The following is a 21,601-nucleotide window of genomic DNA, read 5'->3' on the forward strand; positions in this document are numbered from 1 at the left end:
TTTTTGTTGCACAGGCACCTGCCGAGCAGCACGCGTAACCCGCACGAACTTCGCAAAAAACCCTCAGCATCGAGAAGAGAATGCCGATGACCGAGCAGGCCACCGGGGCCCCTCACCCGCAGCCGCGGCCCCGTTCCGGAGGACAGCAGTCCGTCGAGCACGTCACGGGCGCGCAGTCCCTCATCCGCTCTCTCGAGGAGGTCGGCGCCGACACCGTGTTCGGCATTCCCGGCGGCGCGATCCTTCCGGCGTACGACCCGCTGATGGACTCCACGCGGGTGCGCCACGTCCTGGTCCGGCACGAGCAGGGCGCGGGGCACGCGGCCACGGGGTACGCGCAGGCCACCGGCAAGGTGGGCGTCTGCATGGCGACCTCCGGTCCCGGCGCCACCAACCTGGTCACGCCCATCGCCGACGCGCACATGGACTCCGTCCCGCTGGTGGCGATCACCGGCCAGGTCTCCTCCAAGGCGATCGGCACGGACGCCTTCCAGGAGGCGGACATCGTCGGCATCACCATGCCGATCACCAAGCACAACTTCCTGGTCACCCAGGCCGAGGACATCCCGCGCGTCGTCGCCCAGGCGTTCCACATCGCCTCCACCGGCCGCCCCGGCCCGGTGCTGGTCGACATCGCCAAGGACGCCCTCCAGGCGAAGACCACCTTCTCCTGGCCGCCCGTCATGGACCTGCCCGGCTACCGGCCCGTCACCAAGCCGCACGCCAAGCAGATCCGCGAGGCCGCCAAGCTCATCACCTCCGCGAAGCGACCGGTCCTCTACGTCGGCGGCGGGGTCGTCAAGGCCCGTGCCACCGCCGAGCTGAAGGTCCTCGCCGAGCTCACCGGAGCGCCCGTCACCACCACCCTGATGGCGCTCGGCGCGTTCCCCGACAGCCACCCGCTGCACGTGGGAATGCCGGGCATGCACGGTGCGGTCACCGCCGTCACCGCGCTGCAGAAGGCCGACCTGATCGTCGCCCTCGGAGCCCGTTTCGACGACCGCGTCACCGGCAAGCTGGACAGCTTCGCCCCGTACGCCAGGATCGTCCACGCCGACATCGACCCGGCGGAGATCGGCAAGAACCGCGCCGCCGACGTGCCGATCGTCGGTGACGCCCGCGAGGTCCTCGCCGACCTCGTCCAGGCCGTCCAGAAGGAGCACGCCGAGGGGCACCGCGGCGACTACAGCGCCTGGTGGAACGACCTCAACCGCTGGCGCGACACCTACCCGCTGGGCTACGACCAGCCCGCGGACGGCTCGCTCTCCCCGCAGCAGGTCATCGAGCGCATCGGGCAGCTCGCGCCGGAGGGCACGATCTTCGCCGCCGGCGTCGGCCAGCACCAGATGTGGGCCGCGCACTTCATCCAGTACGACAGGCCCGCCGCCTGGCTGAACTCCGGCGGCGCCGGGACGATGGGCTACGCGGTCCCGGCCGCCATGGGCGCCAAGGCCGGCGCGCCCGGCCGCACGGTCTGGGCGATCGACGGCGACGGCTGCTTCCAGATGACCAACCAGGAGCTCACCACCTGCGCCCTGAACAACATCCCGATCAAGGTCGCCGTCATCAACAACGGCGCCCTCGGGATGGTCCGCCAGTGGCAGACCCTGTTCTACAACCAGCGGTACTCCAACACGGTCCTGCACTCCGGTCCCGACGACGTCAACCCGGAGGCGAGGGGCACCCGCGTCCCCGACTTCGTGAAGCTGTCGGAGGCCATGGGCTGCTACGCGATCCGCTGCGAGGACCCCGCGGACCTCGACAAGGTCATCGAGGAGGCGAACTCGATCAACGACCGTCCGGTCGTCGTGGACTTCATCGTCCACGAGGACGCGATGGTCTGGCCGATGGTCGCCGCCGGCACCTCCAACGACGAGATCATGGCCGCCCGGGACGTGCGCCCCGACTTCGGCGACAACGACGACGACTGAGCGAGAGAGACCGAAGAGATCATGTCCAAGCACACGCTCTCCGTCCTGGTGGAGAACACCCCCGGCATCCTGGCCCGGATCGCCGCCCTGTTCTCCCGCCGCGGCTTCAACATCGACTCGCTCGCCGTCGGTGTCACCGAGCACCCCGACATCTCCCGCATCACCATCGTGGTGAGCGTCGACGAGTTCCCGCTGGAGCAGGTCACCAAGCAGCTCAACAAGCTCGTCAACGTGCTGAAGATCGTCGAGCTCGAACCCGGGCAGGCCGTCCAGCGCGAACTCGTCCTGGTGAAGGTGCGCGCCGACAACGAGACGCGCTCCCAGATCGTCGAGATCGTCCAGCTGTTCCGCGCCAAGACCGTGGACGTCTCCCCGGAGGCCGTGACCATCGAGGCCACCGGGAGCAGCGACAAGCTGTCCGCCATGCTCCGGATGCTGGAGCCGTTCGGCATCAAGGAGCTGGTCCAGTCCGGCACCATCGCGATCGGACGCGGTGCCCGTTCGATCACGGACCGGTCGCTGCGCGCCCTGGACCGGTCGGCGTAAGACACGGAACGGGCGGCCGGGACACGGCCGGCCGCCCGTATCGCGAGACCCCCCACCTTCCCCCTCCCTCACCGTCATACGGTGGGACGCGACACCTGCACACAAGGAGAGAACCCAGTGGCCGAGCTGTTCTACGACGCCGACGCCGACCTGTCCATCATCCAGGGCCGCAAGGTCGCGGTCATCGGGTACGGCAGCCAGGGCCACGCCCACGCCCTGTCGCTGCGCGACTCCGGCGTCGACGTGCGCGTCGGGCTGCACGAGGGCTCCACGTCCAAGGCCAAGGCCGAGGAGCAGGGCCTGCGCGTGGTGACCCCGTCCGAGGCCGCCGCCGAGGCCGACGTCATCATGATCCTCGTCCCGGACCCGATCCAGTCCAAGGTCTACGAGGAGTCCATCGCCCCGAACCTGAAGGACGGCGACGCGCTGTTCTTCGGCCACGGCTTCAACATCCGCTTCGGCTTCATCAAGCCCCCGGCCGGCGTCGACGTCTGCATGGTCGCCCCGAAGGGCCCGGGCCACCTGGTGCGCCGCCAGTACGAGGAGGGCCGCGGCGTCCCCTGCATCGCGGCCGTCGAGCAGGACGCCACGGGCAACGCCTTCGCGCTGGCCCTGTCGTACGCCAAGGGCATCGGCGGCACCCGGGCCGGCGTCATCAAGACCACCTTCACCGAGGAGACCGAGACCGACCTGTTCGGTGAGCAGGCCGTCCTCTGCGGTGGCACCGCCGCGCTGGTGAAGGCGGGCTTCGAGACGCTGACCGAGGCCGGTTACCAGCCGGAGATCGCCTACTTCGAGTGCCTGCACGAGCTGAAGCTGATCGTGGACCTCATGTACGAGGGCGGTCTGGAGAAGATGCGCTGGTCGATCTCCGAGACCGCCGAGTGGGGCGACTACGTCACCGGCCCGCGGATCATCACCGACGCCACCAAGGCCGAGATGAAGAAGGTCCTCGCCGAGATCCAGGACGGCACCTTCGCCCAGACCTGGATGGACGAGTACCACGGCGGCCTGAAGAAGTACGACGAGTACAAGAAGCAGGACTCCGAGCACCTCCTGGAGACCACCGGCAAGCAGCTGCGCAAGCTGATGAGCTGGGTCGACGAGGAGGCCTGAGCCACACGTTCCGAAGGGTCGGGGCAGCACGCTCCGGCCCTTCGGGCGAACCAGGGGTAACGTCGGTGGTACGGCGTTGTCCGACCCGTCCGCCACGGACGGGTGATCCTTCCGAAGCGGCGTAAGACGACGCCCTCGGCGCCACTACACTGCTGCACTACATACGCGTCAGGCCCACAGCGTCGTGCGTCTTCCACGCGGCTAGCACTTCTTCACCGCCTGCGGCCGTCGGGACGGCCGTCCGCATTGGACTTGTGAGGACTCACGTGAGCTCGAAACCCGTCGTACTCATCGCTGAAGAGCTGTCGCCCGCCACCGTCGACGCACTCGGCCCGGACTTCGAGATCCGGCACTGCAACGGCGCGGACCGAGCCGAACTGCTCCCCGCCATCGCCGACGTGGACGCGATCCTGATCCGCTCGGCCACCAAGGTGGACGCCGAGGCGATCGCCGCGGCGAACAGGCTGAAGGTCGTCGCGCGAGCCGGCGTCGGCCTCGACAACGTCGACGTCTCCGCCGCCACCAAGGCCGGCGTGATGGTCGTCAACGCCCCCACCTCCAACATCGTCACCGCGGCCGAACTCGCCTGCGGTCTGATCGTCGCCACCGCGCGCAACATCCCGCAGGCCAACGCGGCGCTGAAGAACGGCGAGTGGAAGCGGAGCAAGTACACGGGCGTCGAACTCGCCGAGAAGACCCTCGGCGTCGTGGGCCTGGGCCGGATCGGCGCGCTCGTCGCGCAGCGCATGTCCGCCTTCGGCATGCGGGTCGTGGCCTACGACCCCTACGTCCAGCCCGCGCGCGCCGCGCAGATGGGCGTCAAGGTGCTGTCGCTGGACGAGCTGCTCGAGGTCTCCGACTTCATCACCGTCCACCTGCCGAAGACCCCCGAGACGCTGGGCCTGATCGGCGACGAGGCGCTGCGCAAGGTCAAGCCGACCGTGCGCGTCATCAACGCCGCGCGCGGCGGCATCGTCGACGAGGAGGCGCTGTACTCGGCGCTCAAGGAGGGCCGCGTCGCCGGCGCCGGCCTCGACGTGTACGCCAAGGAGCCGTGCACCGACTCCCCGCTCTTCGAGTTCGACCAGGTCGTCTGCACCCCGCACCTCGGCGCCTCCACCGACGAGGCCCAGGAGAAGGCCGGCATCGCCGTCGCCCGCTCGGTGCGCCTCGCCCTCGCCGGTGAACTGGTCCCCGACGCGGTGAACGTGCAGGGCGGTGTCATCGCCGAGGACGTCAAGCCGGGCCTGCCGCTCGCCGAGCGTCTCGGCCGCATCTTCACCGCGCTGGCCGGCGAGGTGGCGGTCCGCCTCGACGTCGAGGTGTACGGCGAGATCACCCAGCACGACGTGAAGGTGCTGGAGCTCTCCGCCCTCAAGGGCGTCTTCGAGGACGTCGTCGACGAGACCGTCTCCTACGTCAACGCCCCGCTGTTCGCCCAGGAGCGCGGTGTCGAGGTGCGGCTGACCACCAGCTCGGAGTCGGCCGACCACCGCAACGTGGTCACGGTGCGCGGCACCCTCGCGGACGGCGAGGAGATCTCGGTCTCCGGCACGCTGGCCGGCCCCAAGCACGTCCAGAAGATCGTCGCGGTCGGCGAGTACGACGTCGACCTCGCGCTCGCCGACCACATGGTCGTCCTGCGCTACGAGGACCGCCCGGGTGTCGTCGGCACCGTCGGCCGCATCCTCGGCGAGGCGGGCATCAACATCGCCGGCATGCAGGTCGCCCGTGCGACGGTCGGCGGCGAGGCGCTCGCCGTGCTGACCGTCGACGACACGGTGCCCACCGCGGTGCTGGGCGAGCTGGCCGCGGAGATCGGCGCCACCTCGGCCCGCTCCGTCAACCTGGTCTGAGAGCCCGGGGGCTCCGCCCCCGGCGCCCCGTTCGCCCTGAACGGGCTCGTCCTCACACGCCGGACGGGCTGAGTGTGTCAGCCCGTCCGGCGTTTTCCGCGGGCGCTTCCGGGCGCACCCGCACCCGGCGCAGCGTCACCGACGCCAGGACCGCCGCCCCGGCGAACACCGCGGCGCCCGCGATCGCCGCCGCGTTCATCCCCTGGGTGAAGGCCTCCCGGGCCGTCGCCGCGAGGGCGTCTCCCGCCCGCCCCGGCAGCCGCCCGGCGACGGCGAGCGCGCCGCCCAGCGTCTCCCGGGCCGCCGCCGGAGCGGAGTCCGGCATCCCGCCCCGGTACACGGCGGTGCCGACGGAGCCGAGGAACGCCATGCCCAGCGCCCCGCCGAACTCGGTGCCGGTCTCCATCAAGGAGGAGGCGGAGCCCGCTCGTTCCACCGGAGCGGCGCCCAGCGCGAGGTCCATGATCTGGGACATCACCGCGGTGACGCCCATGGCGAGCACACCGCAGGCGATCAGGACGAGCACCAGGTCGTCCGTGCCCACGGAGGCCAGCAGCGCGTAACCGCACACGGCGGTGGCGAAGCCCGCCGTCACGACATGGGCGCGGTTGACGCCCTTCTGCACCAGATGGGTCGCGAGCGGGGCCGCGAAGCCGATCGGAACCGACGGCACCAGGGCCCACAGGGCCGCCTCCAGAGCGCTCTTGTCGAGCACCGACTGGATGTACTGGCTGGTGAAGAACGCCGAGCCCATCATCCCGAACATGGTGACCAGGTTGAGGGCGGCGGCCGGGCCGAAGCCGCGACCGCGGAACAGGGCCGGGGAGATCATCGGGGAGGCGGCCGTCCGCTGCCGGTGCACGAACAGGGCCGCGAAGAGCAGGCCGACGGTGACCGACACGACGTACCGCACGTTCCAGCCCTCGGACGGGATCTCCTTCAGGCCGTAGATGACCGGCAGCACGGCGGCCATGGACAGCGGGACGCTCGGCCAGTCGAAGCGGCCCGGATCGGGGTCCTTGGACTCCGGCAGCAGGACCGGGCCGAGGACCAGCAGCAGGACCATCGCCGGCAGGTTCACCAGGAAGACCGAGCCCCACCAGAAGAACTCCACCAGCAGCCCGCTCAGCACCGAGCCGAGCGCCACGCCCGCCGTCATCACGGCGGACCAGATCGCGATCGCCTTCGCCCGCTGCGCGGGATCCAGGAAGAGCGAGCGGAGCAGGGCCAGGGTGGAGGGCATCAGGGTGGCGCCACCGATGCCGAGCAGCGCGCGGGCCGCGATCAGGGTCTCGGCGCTGTGCGCGTACGCCGCCGCCAGGGAGGCGGCGCCGAACGCGGCGGCGCCGATCAGCAGCAGCCTGCGGCGGCCGATCCGGTCGCCCACCGAGCCCATGGTGATCAGGAGGCCGGCCACGGCGAAGGCGTAGACGTCGAAGATCCACAGTTGCTGCGTGCCGCTCGGCCGCAGGTCCGCGCTGATCTCCGGGACCGCGAAGTAGAGGACGGAGACGTCCATCGAGACCAGCAGCAGCGGAAGCATCAGCACGAGGAGGGCGGTCCACTCACGGCGGCCGGCCCGGTGCGGGTTCGGTGTCATGACGTCGACTGTACGCACGTCTTATACGACTGTCTAGAACGCTTGTGTAATACGTCTGTATGGGCAGCGGGGTAGGCTGCGGCCATGGGACACCGTGAGGATCTGCTCGAGGGGGCCAAGCGCTGCCTGCTCGCCAAGGGGTTCGTGCGCACCACGGCGCGGGACATCGTCAAGGAGTCCGGCACCAACCTCGCGTCGATCGGCTACCACTACGGCTCCAAGGACGCGCTGCTCGCGCAGGCCTACATCTCCCTCCTGGAGGGCATGGGCGACGCCTTCGACGGCGACGGGACGGTGGACGAGGCCGCGCCGGGCTCACTGGAGCGGTTCGAGCGGGTGTGGGCGAACATCGTCGCCACCATGAAGGACCCCGGCTCGGTGTGGCGCCTCAGCATGGAGGTGCTGGCCCTCGGCGACCGGCTGCCCGAGGTGCGCGAGCATCTGGCCGCGGCCCAGCGGGAAGCAGGGCGCGGGCTGGTGCCGCTGCTGATGGGGGGCCGGGAGGAGGACGTGTCCGACGAGACCGCCGACACCTTGGGCGCCTTCTACGTGACGCTGATGACGGGTCTCATCGCCCAGTGGACCTTCGACCCCGGCAGCGCGCCCGACGCCGAGCGGCTCACCGTCGGCCTGCGCCAGGTGGTCGAGGCGGCCGGCGGTGCGGAGCCGCTCAGCGGGGGCGCACCCCGAGGGTGAGGCCGGCCGGAAGCAACGTCGTGCGCACCTGAGGGCGTGCGTCCATCGCCTCGACCGTGAAACGCAGACTGCCCGCCAGGCCGGTGAGCAGAGTCGTCAGCTCGGCGTCCGCGAGCGCCTTGCCCACGCACCAGCGACTGCCGATCCCGTACGGGAGATACGCGCCATGTGCGGGCTGCAGCGTGCTCCAGCGGTGCGGGGTGAAGGCGAGCGGGTCCGGGAAGTCGGGTGCGGTGCGGTGCAGCACGTACGGCGAGATCACCACGGCGGCACCGGCCGGAATCCGCCAGCCCGCGCAGACCTGCTCGCCGCGTGCGCTGCGTAGGATCAGCCAGTTCGGCGGCCACAGGCGCAGCGACTCGGCGAGCGTCCAGTGCAGGATCGGGGGCGTCGTTCCGGCCCGGTCCGCCGGGCCGCTCTCCGCGCACTCGTCCGCGACGCCGGGGTGGCGGGCCAGGGCGACGAGGGTCCAGGTGAGCGCGGCGGCGGGAACACGGTACGAGGCAAGGCCGTTGGCGATCATCATCTGGACGATCCCCTCGGTGCCGAGGCCCGAGGCGGCCAGGGTGTCGACCAGACCGCCCTCGCCCGGCAGTGCGAGAATCCGGCGCAGCTCTCGCTCCAGGTTCGCCTGCGCCGCGACGGACCGCCGGTAGCGGGGCAGGAGCCGACGGATCGGTCGGGGAAACTGGAACGGGCTGGCGATCAGCGGGGTGATCGCCTCCAGGAGTTCGCCGGTGTGACGCGGTGTCGCGCCGAAGTCGCGGGTCCCGAAGGAGAACCGGGCGAAGGAGCGTGCGGTGAGCCGCTCCAGCTCGCCCACCGGATCGGTCACTGTGCCGCGCTTCGCCCAGGAGGCGACCAAGCGCTCCGTCTCCTGCGCGAGCCACTGCCGGTGGGTGCTCAGTGCCGCGGGTGACATGCCCTTCTGGGTGGCGCGCCGGCCCCGCATCCAGGCGTCGGTCGCCGGATCGCCCCGCTCCCCGCTCACCTCGTCGCGCCGGATCGTCCTGGTGACCAGGAAGTCGGTGTTGGTGCGGCGCAGCACCTCATGGACCGCGGCGGGGTCGTTGACGAGGACGGTGCCTTCGGTGAGCTCGGTCACCGGGCCGTACCGCTCGGCGGCCCACAGGAGGAAGCCGAGCCGGTCCTGCTCGTAGCGCTCCAGGTACGCGGCGGGAGAGAGCCCGGTGGAGGCCGGGGGCCGTGGGGCGAGGGCTTCGGTCTCGGTCAACGCACCGCTCTCCGCTCGTACTTGCCGTGGCGCCGGCCCCGCCGGCGTGGCGGGGCCGGCTTTCACTGAGCCGGGTCCGCTACGGGACCCACGGGTACGCCCCGGCGGCGCCCTTCGTGGTGAAACCGAGCTTGCTCGCGGCCTTGAGCAGAATGCGCTTGGCCATCTCACACCTCCCTCTCAGCAGGAAACCGGCCGACGGCTGGATGATCACCGTCTCGACGGGTGGACGGTAACCCAGCTGTTCAGGCATCAGCCAGAGCACTATTCGGCCAGGTGTGCGGGTAGCGCTGGGGCATGGCCGACCTTCCCCTTGTGGATCTGCATGCCCTCGATCCCGACTTCGCGCTCGATCCGTATCCCGCCTACGCCAAGCTCCGCGCCCAGGGCCCCGTGCACCGGGTGCGCGGTCGCGGCAGCGAATTCTTCTGGCTCGTCGTCGGCGACGCGGCCTGCCGGGCGGCCCTGGCCGACCCCAGGCTCAGCAGCGACTGGCCCCACCACGCCGGACTCGTCACCGACCTCACTCCGCCGGACACCGATGGCCCCGGCCACGCCCACATGCTCTTCCGTGACCCGCCGGACCACACCCGGCTACGGCGCCTCGTCACGCGGGAGTTCACCCCGCGCCGGGTGGCCGCCCTCGCCCCGCGCATACAGCGGCTCACCGACACGCTCCTCGACCGCATGCTGGCCTCCCGCAGTCGCCGCGCCGACCTGGTCGCCGCGCTCGCCTACCCGCTGCGGATGCAGGTGATCTGCGAATTGCTCGGCATACCCGACCTGGACCGGGACGCCTTTCGCGGCTGGGCCGACGAGGTCACCGCGCCCACCAGCGCCGAGGCGGCCGCTGCCGCCCGGGCCGCGGCCCTGCCGTATCTGAACGGACTCATCGAAGCCAAGCGCCGCGCACCCGCGGAGGACCTGCTCAGCGCCCTGATCCACACCGTCGACGAGGACGGCGACCGGCTCACCGAGGACGAACTCCTCTCCATGGCCCTGCTGTTGCTCATCGCCGGTCACGAATCCACCGTCAACTTCGTCTTCAAGGGAATCCGCGCCCTGTTCGCCCACCCCGACCAGCTCGCACTGCTCCGCTCCGACCTCGACGGGCTCATCGACGGCGCGGTCGAGGAGATGCTGCGCTACGACGCCCCGGTGGAGACCGCGCCGCCTCGCATCGCCCTGGAACCGGTCGAGATCGGCGGGACGCGCCTTCCGGCGGGCGCCGTCGTCATGATCGCCCTCGCGGACGCCGACCGCGACCCCGCCCGTTTCACCGAACCCGACCGGTTCGACATCCGGCGCGGCACGGACGCGGGGCGCGGCCACATCGCCTTCGGGCACGGCATCCATCACTGCCTCGGGGCGCCGCTGGCCCGCGTGGAAGGCCGCATCGTCTTCCGTACGCTTCTGCAACGCTGCCCTGGCCTGCGTCCGGACGGCCGGTCGCGGCGGAGGATCTCCGGCCTGCTGGTGCGCGGTGAACGGAAGGTGTGGGTCCGGTGGTAGGCCGGGCGCGGCAGGAGGCGGGGTGGGACCGGGAGGCGGGGTGGCGTCAAGTGCCGTCGCGGCGCAAGCTGCCGGGCCGCGACCGCAGCTCGTGTACTGCCCCAGGGTGACCGCAGCAGAAGCGCGGCCCTGGCCGGTGTGCCGACTCAGGGTGACCGCAGCCGGGCCGCCTTGAGCGCCATGTGCAGCAGCAGGCGGTCCTCGCCGTCGTCCAGGTCCAGGCCGGTGAGCCGCTCGATCCGGGACAGCCGGTAGTACAGCGTCTGGCGGTGGATGCCCAGCTCCGCCGCCGTACGCCCGGCCTGGCCCGCGCGGTCGAGGTACGCCTCGGCGGTGCGGGCCAGTTCGCTGTGCGCGGGGGAGAGCAGCGGGCCGACGGCGGGGTCGTGGGCGGCGCCGGGGGGCAGCGCGGTCAGCAGGCGGTACGGGCCGATCGACGCCCAGTGGGCCACTGGTCCGAGGCGCGGCTCGGCCAGCGCCGCCCGCGCCGACGCCGACGCCTCGGTCCAGGCCGCGCCCAGGTCGGCGAGGCCCGTGCGGGGCGCGGCGATGCCCGCGGCCACCGGGGGCCGGCCGGACCGGCCCGCCGCACCGCCGTCCCGGGCCCGTTCCAGCAGCCGGCCGGCCGCGGTCGTCGCCGGCGTCGGCACGTCGGCGGAGCGCAGTCGCAGCAGCAGCGCGAGGGACACGGACGTGGCGCCCCAGGGCAGCGTGCACAGTGCCGTCGCGCCCGGCACGGTGCGGACCGAGGGGGCGTCGTCGGGGCCGGCCGACGGCCAGGGGGCGACGCACACCACCGTGTGCGGTCCCTCCGCGCGGGCGCCGAGGGCGGTGCGCAGCTCGGCGACCGCCATGTCCCGCTGCCAGTCCCGCTCCGCCGTCAGCACGGCCCGCAGCTCACGGGTGAGGTCCGCGCCGTGCTGCGCCTCGTCGGCGAGCAGCGCGCCGATCCGCGCCGTCACCCGCATGGCCGCGTCGAGCTGCTCCGGCGTGGGCCCGGGGTCGTCCTCCAGCAGCCAGACGTAGCCGAGGGCCACCCCGCGATGGCGTACCGGCAGGCAGACGCGCCCCCGGTGCACGCCCGCCTCCGGGGTGCGCGGGATGCGGACCGGGCCGGTCGCGCGGGTGATGCCGAAGCCCTCGAACCAGGCGCGGACGGCCGGTGTGGAGCGCCGGGTCAGGATCGAGCGGGCGCGCACCGGGTCCAGCGCGGACGGGTCCAGGTCGCCCTCGCTGTCGTACGCGCCGAAGGCGATCAGCTCGAAGTCGCGGTTCTCCAGGGTCGCCGGAGCGCCGAGGAGCTCCGAGATCTCGTCCACCAGCTCCTGGTAGTCGTCCCTGTGTTCCGGCGTCACCCGGGCATTCTGCCGCAGAAACCGGAGTCCTTCATACATCTGTCTGAGATCTCGCCCAGGGATGCGTGACGTCTGTCGATGGCCCAGGATCGGGGTCATCCTTAGGTTTCACGGTGGTTCTCCGTGCCGTCCCCGAACGACCGGGTGGCGGCCTCATGCAGCTTGTGGAGGTGCCCCGTGCTGGGTCCCGTGATTCTCGCCGCGTCGCGCAGCGACCGGATGCGACGCCTGATCTCGGCGGCCCCGGTGACCAAGCAGGTCGTCGACCGCTTCATCCCCGGCGAGACCGTGGACGAGATCCTGCCCATCGTCCAGGAGCTCACCGGCAAGGGCCTGGAACTCACCATGGACGTCGTCGGCGAGGACATCACCACCCCCGAGCAGGCCGAGGCCGCCCGTGACGCCTACCTGGAGCTGATCGACCGGCTGAAGCCGCTGGAGCTCGGCCCGCGCGCCGAGATGTCGGTGAAGCTGTCGATGTTCGGGCAGGCGCTGCCCGGCGGGCACGAGCTGGCCCTCGCCAACGTCCGCCCGGTCGTCGAGGCCGCCGCCGAGATCGGCACCACGGTCACCCTGGACGCGGAGGACCACACCACCCTCGACTCGATGTTCGCCATCCACGAGGAGCTGCGGAAGGACGTCCCGGGGACCGGCTGCGTCATCCAGGCCTACCTCTTCCGCACCGAGGAGGACGCGCGCCGGCTCGCCGCCGCGGGCAGTCGCGTACGGTTGGTGAAGGGCGCCTACAAGGAGCCCGCCGAGGTCGCCCACCAGCAGAAGCACGAGATCGACAAGGCGTACGTGCGCATCCTGCGGACGCTGATGGAGGGCGAGGGCTACCCGATGATCGGGTCCCACGACCCGCGCCTGATCGCCATCGCCCAGGAACTGGCCCGCACCGCCGGACGCAAGCTCGACGAGTACGAGTTCCAGATGCTCTACGGCATCCGCGGGGACGAACACCTGCGGCTCGCCGCCGAGGGCCACCGCATGCGCGTCTACACGGCCTACGGCACCGACTGGTACGGCTACTTCATGCGACGGCTTGCGGAGAAGCCCGCCAACCTGCGGTTCTTCGCCCGCAGCATGATCACCAAGGGCTGACACCACACCGCTCAGATAAGGAGTTACGGAACCCATGGACGCTGTGACCCAGGTCCCCGCCCCCGTCAACGAGCCGGTGCGCGGCTACGCCCCCGGAAGCCCCGAACGGGCCCGGCTGGAGGCCAGGCTCAAGGAGCTGGCCGACAACCCGATCGACCTGCCCTGCACCATCGGCGGCGAGAAGCGGATGGGCGGCGGCGAGCGCTTCGACGTCGTGCAGCCGCACAACCACAAGGCCCGCCTCGGCACCTACGCCAACGCCACCCGGCAGGACGCCCAGGACGCCATCGACGCGGCCCTCGCCGCCGCGCCCGCCTGGCGCGCGATGTCCTTCGACGACCGCGCGGCGATCATCCTGCGCGCCGCCGAGCTGCTGGCCGGCCCCTGGCGCGAGACCATCGCCGCCTCCACCATGCTCGGCCAGTCCAAGACCGCCCAGCAGGCCGAGATCGACAGCCCCTGCGAGCTGGTCGACTTCTGGCGCTTCAACGTCCACTACGCGCGCGGCATCCTCGCCGAGCAGCCCCCGGCCAACTCCCCGGGCGTGTGGAACCGCCTCGACCACCGGCCGCTGGAGGGCTTCGTCTACGCGATCACGCCCTTCAACTTCAGCGCCATCGCCGCCAACCTGCCCACCGCCCCGGCCCTGATGGGCAACGTGGTGGTCTGGAAGCCGTCCCCGACCCAGACCCACGCCGCCGTGCTGCTGATGCGGCTCCTGGAGGAGGCCGGTCTGCCCAAGGGCGTGATCAACCTGGTCACCGGCGACGGCCTGGAGGTCTCCGAGGTCGCGCTGAACCACCGCGACCTGGCCGGCATCCACTTCACCGGCTCGACCAAGACCTTCCAGCACCTGTGGAAGACGGTCGGCCAGAACATCGAGAAGTACCGCACCTACCCGCGCCTCGTCGGCGAGACCGGCGGCAAGGACTTCGTCGTCGCCCACCCGAGCGCGGACCGCGCGGTGCTGAAGACCGCGCTGACCCGCGGCGCGTTCGAGTACCAGGGCCAGAAGTGCTCCGCCACCTCGCGCGCGTACATCCCGGCCTCGATCTGGAACTCCGGCTTCAAGGAGGAGTTCGCGGCCGAGGTGGACGGCATCCCGATGGGTGACGTCACCGACCTGTCGAACTTCATCGGCGCCGTCATCGACGAGCGGTCCTTCGCGAAGAACAAGGCCGCCATCGACCGCGCCAAGGAGGACCCGGCCTGCACGATCGTCGCGGGCGGCACCTACGACGACTCGGTCGGGTACTTCGTCCGCCCGACCGTCATCGAGTGCACCGACCCGGAGAACGAGGTGTTCCGCACCGAGTACTTCGGCCCGATCCTCGCCGTGCACGTCTACGAGGACGAGAAGTACGACGAGATGCTGACCCAGATGGAGTCGGTGTCGGACTACGCCCTCACCGGCTCGGTCATCGCGAACGACCGCGCGGCGGCGGCGTACACGATGGAGAAGCTGCGCTACGCGGCCGGCAACTTCTACATCAACGACAAGTCGACCGGCGCCGTGGTCGGCCAGCAGCCCTTCGGCGGCGGCCGGGCCTCCGGCACCAACGACAAGGCGGGCGCCCCGCAGAACCTGATGCGCTGGACGCTGACCCGCGCCATCAAGGAGACGCTGGTCCCGCCGACCGACTACACGTACCCGCACATGGGCTGACGCCCTCCCCGGACGCGAACGGGCCAGGTCACCCCCCGACCTGGCCCGTTCGTGTGTCCGGACACGGAAGAACCGCAGGTCAGGGCGGTGTGACCCACTCCACCGTCTCAAATAGTAGGAAGCCCAAGTAATTGTGCAGACAGGCGCCTGTCGCGCCCTTACTTTTGTAGGAGCCGAACGCATCGCTCGATCCAGCGAACGGCGGATGTGAGCCGGTCCCGTGCAGGCGACCCCTGCGGCCGCGGCTCCCCGCCCCTTCCGGCGTCTCGTCACCCTCCGCGCCTCCCCGAGTCCGCGCGCCTCTTCGAAGGAGTCGATCCGTCATGCCCGAGACGACCGCCCGCCGCCGCGTCCGCCGTTCCGTCCGCAGCGCCGAGAACGACCGCAGGAACGCCGCGGCCGCCCTGCAGCGCGCCCTCGACCGCCGGGACAACGGCGGCTCGACCGGCCACTGAGCCGCCGCCGACCGGCCGCTGACACGCCCGAGGCGTCCGCATGCCGGACGCCCCATGTCATCCCGTGGGACGAAGAGTAGGGTGCCCGCATGTCTCGCAGCATCGATCTCGCAGTGATCCCCGGTGACGGCATCGGCCAGGAGGTCGTGGCCGAAGGCCTGAAGGTCCTCTCCGCCGTCCTCCCGCAGGATGTGAAGCTGGAGACCAAGGAGTACGACTTCGGCGCCCGGCGCTACCACGCCACCGGTGAGACCCTCACCGACGCCGACCTCGAGGCGCTCAAGCAGCACGACGCGATCCTGCTCGGCGCCATCGGCGACCCGGGCGTCCCGTCCGGAGTCCTCGAGCGCGGCTTCCTGCTGAAGCTCCGCTTCGCCTTCGACCACCACGTCAACCTGCGCCCGTCCAAGCTCCTCCCGGGCGTCGCCACGCCGCTCGCCGGACAGCCCGAGATCGACTTCGTGGTCGTCCGCGAGGGCACCGAGGGTCCCTACACGGGCAACGGCGGCACCATCCGCAAGGGCACCCCGCACGAGGTCGCCACCGAGGTCTCCGTCAACACGGCCTTCGGCGTCGAGCGGGTCGTCCGCGACGCCTTCGCCCGCGCGCAGGCCCGCCCGCGCAAGAAGCTGACGCTGGTCCACAAGAACAACGTGCTGACCTTCGCCGGCCACCTGTGGACGAACATCTTCACCAAGGTGGCCGAGGAGTACCCGGACGTCACCACCGACTACATCCACGTCGACGCCGCGACCATCTACCTGGTCACCGACCCCGGCCGCTTCGACGTGATCGTCACCGACAACCTCTTCGGCGACATCATCACCGACCTCGCCGCGGCCGTCTCCGGCGGCATCGGCGTCGCGGCCTCCGGCAACATCAACCCGAGCCGCGAGTACCCGTCCATGTTCGAGCCCGTGCACGGCTCGGCCCCGGACATCGCCGGCCAGGGCAAGGCGGACCCCACCGCCACGGTCCTGTCCGTCGCCCTCCTGCTGCGCCACCTCGGCCACGACGCCGAGGCCGCCCGCATCGAGGACGCCGTCTCCGCCGACCTCGCGGAGCGCGGTGCCCTGCCCGCCCGCAGCACCTCGCAGATCGGCGACGCCCTCGCCGCACGCGTAGCCGGCTGACCCGGCGCCCACCTCGACACACTCGAAGCCGCCGGGTCGCATCCGCACCCGGCGGCTTCGACGCGTTCTCCCGCCGGGTGCCGTCAACGACCACCGGGCCGCATCCACCCTGTTCCTTCCGCCGCTCCCGCCGGGCGATAATCGAACGCGGAGCCGCGGATTGAGGGAATGCTCGGACGTCCTAGTACTGGCCACGGGCCGTACGGGCGTGTGCGCGGCCCGTCACTACAACCGGTGAAGGACAAGCACTCATGACGACGCCCACGATCGAGCTCAAGCCCTCGGCCCACCCCCTCTCCGACGCGGAACGCGAAGCGGTCCTGGCCAACCCCGGCTTCGGCCGCCACTTCACCGACCACATGGTGACGATCAAGTGGACCGAGGGCCGCGGCTGGCACGACGGCCAGCTCGTCCCGTACGCGCCGATCTCCCTCGACCCGGCGACCACGGTGCTGCACTACGCGCAGGAGATCTTCGAGGGGCTCAAGGCCTACCGGCAGCCCGACGGGTCCGTCGCCACGTTCCGCCCCGAGAAGAACGCCGAGCGGTTCCAGCGGTCCGCCCGCCGTCTCGCCATGCCGGAGCTGCCGGTCGAGACGTTCATCGAGGCGTGCGACGCCCTGGTCGCCCAGGACCAGGCGTGGGTGCCGGCGCACGGCGGCGAGGAGTCCCTCTACCTGCGCCCCTTCATGATCGCGACCGAGGTCGGGCTGGGCGTGAAGCCCGCCAACGAGTACCTGTTCCTGGTGATCGCCTCCCCGGCCGGCGCCTACTTCCCGGGCGGCGTGAAGCCGGTCTCCATCTGGGTCTCCGAGGACCGCGTCCGCGCCGTCCCCGGTGGCATGGGCGACGCCAAGACCGGCGGCAACTACGCGGCCTCCCTGCTCGCGCAGGCCGAGGCGGCCGCCAAGGGCTGCGACCAGGTCTGCTACCTCGACGCCGTCGAGCACACGTGGGTCGAGGAACTGGGCGGCATGAACCTGTACTTCGTGTACGGGAACAAGATCGTCACGCCGACCCTCACCGGGTCCATCCTGGAGGGCGTCACCCGTGACTCCCTGCTGGCCGTCGCCCGCGACCTCGGATACGAGGCGGTCGAGGAGCGCGTCTCGGTCGAGCAGTGGCAGCGCGACGCGGAGAACGGCACCCTCACCGAGGTCTTCGCCTGCGGCACCGCGGCCGTCATCACGCCCGTCGGCACGGTGAAGCGGGCGAGCGGCGAGTGGCAGCAGAGCGGCGGCGAACCGGGCGAGGTCACCCTCCGCCTCCGCCAGGCCCTCCTCGACATCCAGCGCGGCACGGTGGAGGACAAGCACGGCTGGATGCACAGGCTGACCTGACGAAAGAGGGGGCCGGGGCCGTCGCCCCGGCCCCCTCTCGTCCCTCTCGAGACCGCGGGGCCGCCCTCCTCCCGGCCCCGCCCTGGGGCCGTGCCCGTTCCGGCCTCCGCTGTACGGCCGTGCTTTCGTTCCCGCCCGGGTTCGGTCCCGACGTCCCGGCTCCGCCCTGAGCCGCGCCCGCCCCGGCCCCGCCACGCGGGCGCTGAGAGCTGGTGCTCGTGGTTCGGGCGATCCGGGGCGCCGGGCGGTTCCGCGCGTGGGGGCGGGTGCTCGCTCACCCGGTTGTCGCGGTGCCCGAGGCGCGCGACCGGCAGGCCGCCGTCGAGGATGCCTGGCACCGCGACGCGGTGGCGCTGCTCGTCGAGGGCGCCTCCCGGAGCGGGATCCGACCCGCGGACGGCCGGCCGTCACGCCGTCCGGCCGTGCGCCCCGCCCGACGGTCCGGCCGCCCCCCCGTGGCGACCGGCCTGCGCGGCACCGGCCGGCCCCAGGCCCCGGACCACGCACGGAAGTCGCTCGACGAGACGATGCTGGCGGGCGCCCGCGCCCCGCCCGGAGAGCACCGGGCCGCGTCTCACCGTGCCACGCCGGCCGCCCGCATCCTGAGACGGGCGGTGAGCGGGAGGGCGGTGTGTGCCAAAATCCCCCCGTGCTCTCGTTCGCCACGATTATTGGCAGCAGGCGCGCCGGTCCGCAGTGACCGCACGTACGACACCGTACGGGCGGACACCGTCGTCCTCGACCCGCGCGCAGACCTCTCGCACCCGCGAGGGGTTTTTCTGTTTCTCGGCCCACCCGCAGCCGGGAACCGGGCGCGAGGGACCATGGGGGAACGGTGGAACCGGTCATTCCGGTAGACCGAGATCCAGTACAGGAGCCTTCAGACCATGACCGCAACCAGCGAGCCCGACGACTCGTTCCACGTCTTCGACACCACTCTGCGCGACGGCGCCCAGCGTGAGGGCATCAACCTCACGGTCGCCGACAAGCTGGCCATCGCACGGCACCTGGACGAGTTCGGCGTGGGCTTCATCGAGGGCGGCTGGCCCGGCGCGAACCCGCGGGACACCGAGTTCTTCGCCCGGGCCCGGGAGGAGATCGAGTTCCGCCACGCCCGGCTGGTCGCGTTCGGCGCCACCCGCCGCGCCGGCACCACCGCCGACCAGGACCCCCAGGTCAAGGCGCTCCTCGACTCCGGGGCGCAGGTGATCACACTGGTCGCCAAGTCCCACGACCGGCACGTCGAGCTCGCCCTGCGCACCACCCTCGACGAGAACCTGGAGATGGTCCGCGACACCGTCTCCCACCTCCGCTCCCAGGGCCGCCGCGTCTTCGTCGACTGCGAGCACTTCTTCGACGGCTACCGCGCGAACCCCGCCTACGCCAAGGCCGTCGTCCGCGCGGCCTCCGAGGCCGGCGCCGACGTCGTCGTCCTGTGCGACACCAACGGCGGCATGCTTCCCGCGCAGATCCAGGCCGTGGTCGCCACCGTGCTCGCCGACACCGGCGCCCGCCTCGGCATCCACGCCCAGGACGACACCGGCTGCGCGGTCGCCAACACCCTCGCCGCCGTCGACGCGGGCGCCACCCACGTGCAGTGCACCGCCAACGGCTACGGCGAGCGGGTCGGCAACGCCAACCTGTTCCCGGTGGTCGCCGCGCTGGAGCTGAAGTACGGCAAGAAGGTGCTCCCGGACGGCCGGCTGCGCGAGATGACCCGCATCTCCCACGCCGTCGCCGAGGTCGTCAACCTCACCCCCTCCACCCACCAGCCCTACGTCGGCGTCTCCGCCTTCGCGCACAAGGCCGGACTGCACGCCTCCGCGATCAAGGTCGATCCGGACCTGTACCAGCACATCGACCCCGAGCAGGTCGGCAACACCATGCGCATGCTGGTCTCCGACATGGCCGGCCGCGCCTCGATCGAGCTCAAGGGCAAGGAGCTCGGCATCGACCTCGGCGACGACCGCGAACTGGTCGGCCGGGTCGTGGAGCGGGTCAAGGAGCGCGAGCTCAAGGGCTACACCTACGAGGCCGCCGACGCCTCCTTCGAGCTGCTGCTGCGCGCCGAGGCCGAGGGCGGGCCGCTGACGTACTTCGAGGTCGAGTCCTGGCGCGCGATCGTCGAGGACCGCCCCGACGGCACCCACGCCAACGAGGCCACCGTGAAACTGTGGGCGAAGGGCGAGCGCATCGTCGCCACCGCCGAGGGCAACGGCCCGGTCAACGCCCTCGACCGCGCCCTGCGGGTCGCCCTGGAGACGATCTACCCGCAGCTCGCCAAGCTGGAGCTGGTCGACTACAAGGTGCGCATCCTGGAGGGCAAGCACGGCACCCAGTCCACGACCCGCGTGCTGATCTCCACCTCCGACGGAGCGGGGGAGTGGTCGACGGTCGGCGTCGCGGACAACGTCATCGCCGCCTCCTGGCAGGCGCTCGAGGACGCCTACACCTACGGCCTGCTGCGCGCCGGGGTGGAGCCCGCCTGACCCGGCCCGGCACGGCGGGTCCCGCGCCCTGAGACGTCCGGACCGGAGGGCGGAGGAAATGCCCACCGGTCCGGATGTCCGTTTCGCGGTGTATTCGGGTAGCGTCGAACATATGAAGGTCGCACGGATGCGCACCCTTGTCCGCCTGTTGATCGTGCCGGTGGCCGCCGCGCTGGCGGTCCTGATGGCCGGTGCGCCGGGGGCGCAGGCGGCCACGGACGTCTCCGTCGTCGCCGAGAAGCTGCGCGAGAGTCCCGTCTACGTCGACCCCGGGGCCCGGGACATCCTGTCGGAGTCCGACGCCGAGGCCCTCGCCGACAAGATCGAGGACGCCGACAAACCCGTCTTCGTCGCCGTCCTCCCGGCCGACTTCCCCACCCAGAACCTCTTCCGCGACCTGCGCACCGAGACGGGCGTCACCGGCCTGTACGGCGTCCGGCTCGGCGACCGCTTCGACGCCCGCGCCGACAGCAGCGTGCTCAGCCGGCAGGGCGTGGCCAATCTGGTCGGGTCCGTGCAGGGCGCCGGGGACGCCAAGGCCCAGCTCAACGACTTCGTCGACAGCGCCCTGCGCAACATCGGCGGCGGCGGGCCGAACTCCTGGAGCGACGGTTCCGGCGAGACGCCCGTCGGAGGGCTGATCACGGTCGGCGCCCTGGTGGCGGCCGGCGGCGCGGGCGCGTACGCGGTGTCCCGCCACCGCAGGCGCCGCCACGAGGAGGAGCAGACGGCCGAGCTGGAGAAGCTGCGGGTCGTGGTGGACGAGGACATCACCGCGTTCGGCGAGGAACTGGACCGCCTCGACTTCCACCCGGGCGAGCCCGGAGCGGACGACGCGATGCGCACGGACTACGAGCACGCGCTGGACGCCTACGAGAAGTCCAAGGCGTACATGGCGGCGGCCCGCAAACCGGAGGACGTGCGGGCGGTGACCCAGGCCGTGGAGGACGGCCGGTTCGCGCTCGCGTCGCTGGCCGCCCGCCGGGAGGGCAGGCCGGTGCCGGAGCGCCGCCCGCCGTGCTTCTTCGACCCGCGCCACGGCCCCTCCGTCGCCGACGCCCGGTGGACCCCGCCCGGCGGGACGGAGCGTGAGGTGCCGGTGTGCGCGGCCGACCGGGCCCGCCTGGCCGACGGGCGCGATCCCGCGGTCCGCGAGGTCGACACCGAGTACGGCCGCCGTCCCTACTGGGAGGCCGGCCCGGTGTACGGCCCCTGGGCCGGCGGGTACTTCGGCGGCGGCCTGCTGCCCGGCCTGCTGGTCGGCACCATGCTCGGCGGCATGATGGCCGGTCCCGGCTACGCGGCCGGCTACGGCGCCGGGTACGGCGACTTCGGCGGCTACCAGGGCGGCGACGTCTCCGGCGCGGACTTCGACGCCGGTGACTTCGGCGGCGGGTTCGGCGGGGGCGGCGACTTCGGGGGCGGCGGCGACTTCGGCGGAGGCTTCTGACCGACCGTGGCGCGCGACCGGGACACGTACGACCCCGGCGCGCGGAGCCGCGTACCCCCACGCGCCTTCGGGCACATGCCGAGCGCCCGCCCTCCGGTACCGGGGGAGCGGGCGCGCT

General features: G+C 71.7%; 17 protein-coding genes. 13 read left to right on the forward strand and 4 right to left on the reverse strand.

Annotation, left to right across the window (positions count from 1 at the left end; all coding sequences use genetic code 11):
- Positions 1-86 precede the first annotated feature (86 nt).
- From ACWH4W_RS13090 to serA, 4 genes are all read left to right on the forward strand, one after another.
- Positions 87-1,931: an acetolactate synthase large subunit gene (locus ACWH4W_RS13090; protein ID WP_473075914.1), complete on the forward strand. Its 1,845-nt coding sequence runs from the start codon at positions 87-89 to the stop codon at positions 1,929-1,931.
- Between the two features lie 21 nt (positions 1,932-1,952).
- On the forward strand, positions 1,953-2,477 hold the full coding sequence (gene ilvN, locus ACWH4W_RS13095; protein WP_019524397.1) for an acetolactate synthase small subunit: 525 nt from the start codon (positions 1,953-1,955) through the stop codon (positions 2,475-2,477).
- Positions 2,478-2,594: 117 nt separating this feature from the next.
- Entirely contained in the window at positions 2,595-3,593 is a 999-nt protein-coding gene (gene ilvC / locus ACWH4W_RS13100; protein ID WP_106412293.1) for a ketol-acid reductoisomerase, read from the forward strand.
- Between the two features lie 266 nt (positions 3,594-3,859).
- On the forward strand, positions 3,860-5,449 hold the full coding sequence (gene serA / locus ACWH4W_RS13105) for a phosphoglycerate dehydrogenase (protein ID WP_473075915.1): 1,590 nt from the start codon (positions 3,860-3,862) through the stop codon (positions 5,447-5,449).
- Positions 5,450-5,501: 52 nt separating this feature from the next.
- Here serA and ACWH4W_RS13110 read toward each other — a convergent pair whose 3' ends face one another.
- On the reverse strand, positions 5,502-7,049 hold the full coding sequence (locus ACWH4W_RS13110) for an MFS transporter (protein ID WP_473075916.1): 1,548 nt from the start codon (positions 7,047-7,049) through the stop codon (positions 5,502-5,504).
- Positions 7,050-7,133: 84 nt separating this feature from the next.
- On the opposite strand from ACWH4W_RS13110, the gene ACWH4W_RS13115 reads away from it, so the two are divergent.
- On the forward strand, positions 7,134-7,745 hold the full coding sequence (locus tag ACWH4W_RS13115; RefSeq protein ID WP_473075917.1) for a TetR/AcrR family transcriptional regulator: 612 nt from the start codon (positions 7,134-7,136) through the stop codon (positions 7,743-7,745).
- Here the strand turns inward: ACWH4W_RS13115 and ACWH4W_RS13120 are convergent.
- The gene (locus ACWH4W_RS13120; protein ID WP_473075918.1) at positions 7,720-8,979 is read right to left on the reverse strand and encodes a cytochrome P450; all 1,260 of its coding nucleotides are present in this window, start codon (positions 8,977-8,979) and stop codon (positions 7,720-7,722) included. The genes ACWH4W_RS13115 and ACWH4W_RS13120 overlap by 26 nt on opposite strands.
- Before the next feature lie 79 nt (positions 8,980-9,058).
- A complete protein-coding gene (locus ACWH4W_RS13125) occupies positions 9,059-9,232 on the reverse strand; it encodes a hypothetical protein (RefSeq protein WP_473075919.1) in 174 nt (57 codons plus the stop codon).
- A gap of 62 nt (positions 9,233-9,294) precedes the next feature.
- On the opposite strand from ACWH4W_RS13125, the gene ACWH4W_RS13130 reads away from it, so the two are divergent.
- Positions 9,295-10,491 (forward strand): cytochrome P450 family protein, encoded by a 1,197-nt coding sequence (locus ACWH4W_RS13130; protein WP_473075920.1) that lies wholly within the window; start codon positions 9,295-9,297, stop codon positions 10,489-10,491.
- Between the two features lie 146 nt (positions 10,492-10,637).
- Here ACWH4W_RS13130 and ACWH4W_RS13135 read toward each other — a convergent pair whose 3' ends face one another.
- On the reverse strand, positions 10,638-11,885 hold the full coding sequence (locus tag ACWH4W_RS13135) for a PucR family transcriptional regulator (RefSeq protein WP_473075921.1): 1,248 nt from the start codon (positions 11,883-11,885) through the stop codon (positions 10,638-10,640).
- A gap of 138 nt (positions 11,886-12,023) precedes the next feature.
- Between ACWH4W_RS13135 and ACWH4W_RS13140 the strand changes: the two genes are divergently transcribed.
- The 7 genes from ACWH4W_RS13140 (at position 12,024) to ACWH4W_RS13170 (ending at position 21,483) form a co-directional block, all read left to right on the forward strand.
- Entirely contained in the window at positions 12,024-12,950 is a 927-nt protein-coding gene (locus ACWH4W_RS13140; protein ID WP_473075922.1) for a proline dehydrogenase family protein, read from the forward strand.
- Between the two features lie 34 nt (positions 12,951-12,984).
- Positions 12,985-14,616 (forward strand): L-glutamate gamma-semialdehyde dehydrogenase, encoded by a 1,632-nt coding sequence (gene pruA / locus ACWH4W_RS13145; RefSeq protein ID WP_473075923.1) that lies wholly within the window; start codon positions 12,985-12,987, stop codon positions 14,614-14,616.
- 323 nt (positions 14,617-14,939) lie between these two features.
- On the forward strand, positions 14,940-15,071 hold the full coding sequence (locus ACWH4W_RS13150) for a hypothetical protein (RefSeq protein ID WP_473075924.1): 132 nt from the start codon (positions 14,940-14,942) through the stop codon (positions 15,069-15,071).
- An 89-nt stretch (positions 15,072-15,160) separates the two neighbouring features.
- The gene (locus tag ACWH4W_RS13155) at positions 15,161-16,204 is read left to right on the forward strand and encodes a 3-isopropylmalate dehydrogenase (RefSeq protein WP_473075925.1); all 1,044 of its coding nucleotides are present in this window, start codon (positions 15,161-15,163) and stop codon (positions 16,202-16,204) included.
- 251 nt (positions 16,205-16,455) lie between these two features.
- Entirely contained in the window at positions 16,456-17,544 is a 1,089-nt protein-coding gene (locus tag ACWH4W_RS13160) for a branched-chain amino acid aminotransferase (RefSeq protein WP_473075926.1), read from the forward strand.
- 887 nt (positions 17,545-18,431) lie between these two features.
- Positions 18,432-20,033 carry a citramalate synthase gene (cimA, locus tag ACWH4W_RS13165; protein WP_473075927.1) on the forward strand — a complete coding sequence of 534 codons (1,602 nt, stop codon included), beginning with the start codon at positions 18,432-18,434 and terminating at the stop codon, positions 20,031-20,033.
- A 112-nt stretch (positions 20,034-20,145) separates the two neighbouring features.
- The gene (locus ACWH4W_RS13170; protein WP_473075928.1) at positions 20,146-21,483 is read left to right on the forward strand and encodes a hypothetical protein; all 1,338 of its coding nucleotides are present in this window, start codon (positions 20,146-20,148) and stop codon (positions 21,481-21,483) included.
- The last annotated feature ends 118 nt before the right edge of the window (positions 21,484-21,601 follow it).

The sequence above is a fragment of the Streptomyces sp. DSM 120436 genome (assembly GCF_055778765.1).